Source organism: Agromyces sp. P1_H4 (genome assembly GCF_056405255.1).
Genome location: NZ_JBFUCL010000528.1, coordinates 1 through 1,548, shown reverse-complemented (window position 1 = coordinate 1,548; position 1,548 = coordinate 1). Strand labels below are relative to the sequence as shown.

Below are 1,548 nucleotides of genomic sequence, written 5' to 3'. Positions count from 1 at the left end.
CCAACCTGGTGGTGAGCACCCTGCCCGGCGGCGCCGATCCCGGCGCTGCGGCATCCGTCCTGCTCAGGGAACGTACGCCGCTGCTCGACGTCGCGTACGCACCGTGGCCGACGACCCTCGCCTCGCAGTGGCTCGAGGCGGGCGGGACCGTGGTGCACGGGCTCGAGATGCTGCTGCACCAGGCGCTCCTGCAGGTGCGCATCTTCACGTCGGGGGATCCGCTCCGCGAGCTGCCCGACGAGGCCGCCGTCCTCGACGTCATGCGCCGTTCGCTCTGATCCGCCTGTGGAAGGATAGGAGCATGCTCCGTTGGCTCACCGCCGGAGAGTCGCACGGGCCTGAGCTCGTCGCGATCCTCGAGGGTCTTCCCGCCGGTATCCCCGTCTCGCTCGACGCCATCCGCGCCGACCTCGCGCGCCGCAAGCTCGGCTACGGCCGGGGTGCGCGCATGAAGTTCGAGCAGGACGAGCTCGACATCTCGGGCGGCGTCCGCCATGGGGTGAGCCTCGGCAGCCCGATCGCCCTGCGCATCGGCAACACCGAGTGGCCGAAATGGCAGGAGGTGATGAGCCCCGAGCCCATCGACCCGGCGAAGCTCGGGCGCGGCCGCGGCGCGCCCCTCACGCGTCCGCGCCCCGGCCACGCCGACCTCGTCGGCATGCAGAAGTACGGCTTCGACGAGGCCCGTCCGGTGCTCGAACGTGCGAGTGCCCGCGAGACCGCCGCGCGCGTCGCGCTCGGCGCGGTCGCCCGGGGGTTCCTGGCCGAGCTCGGCATCCGCCTCGTCGCGCACACCATCGCCATCGGGCCGGTGCGCGTGCCCGAGGACCGCCCACTCCCGCTGCCCGGCGACGTCGACCGTCTCGACGCCGACCCGTTGCGCTGCTTCGACGAGGAGACCTCCGCGCGCATGGTGGCCGAGGTCGATGCGGCTCACAAGGACGGCGACACCCTCGGCGGCGTGGTCGAGGTGCTCGCCTACGGCGTGCCGCCCGGCCTCGGGTCGCACGTGCACTGGGACCGCCGGCTCGACGCGCAGCTCGCCGCGGCGCTCATGGGCATCCAGGCCATCAAGGGCGTCGAGGTGGGTGACGGCTTCACCACCACCACCCGTCGCGGCTCGGCCGCGCACGACGAACTCCACCTCGCCGACGGGCGCATCGTGCGGGCGAGCGACCGTGCGGGCGGCACCGAGGGCGGCATGTCGACCGGAACCGTGCTGCGCGTCCGCGCCGGCATGAAGCCCATCGCGACGATCCCGCACGCCCTGCCGACCATCGACGTCGCCACGGGCGAGGCGGCTCCCGCCCACCATCAGCGGTCGGATGTCTGCGCCGTGCCGGCGGCGGGCGTCGTCGCCGAGGCGATGGTCGCGCTCACGCTCGCCAACGCCGTGCTCGAGAAGTTCGGCGGCGACTCCGTCGTCGAGACCCGTCGCAACCTCGATTCGTACCTCGCCGCCATCCCCGACGCGCTCCTCACCGAGATCGCCGACGCGGATGCCGCACGCGACCGTGTCTGACGGCGCCCGGCTCGCGCTCCCCATCG

Annotated in this window: 1 protein-coding gene and 1 pseudogene; both read left to right on the top strand. The window is 73.4% G+C overall.

The genetic code is table 11. The features are described from left to right. Positions 1 to 278: pseudogene (locus tag AC1DY2_RS19665) on the top strand (shikimate dehydrogenase); the annotation flags it as partial. Between the two features lie 23 nt (positions 279 to 301). Further along, positions 302 to 1,522, top strand: a complete 1,221-nt coding sequence (aroC, locus tag AC1DY2_RS19660; RefSeq protein ID WP_476763942.1) for a chorismate synthase — start codon at positions 302 to 304, stop codon at positions 1,520 to 1,522. The last annotated feature ends 26 nt before the right edge of the window (positions 1,523 to 1,548 follow it).

Bases quoted from the DNA above. Each gene is read 5' to 3' on its own strand.
- aroC (WP_476763942.1), top strand. From the start codon at position 302: ATGCTCCGTTGGCTCACCGCCGGAGAGTCGCACGGGCCTGAGCTCGTC.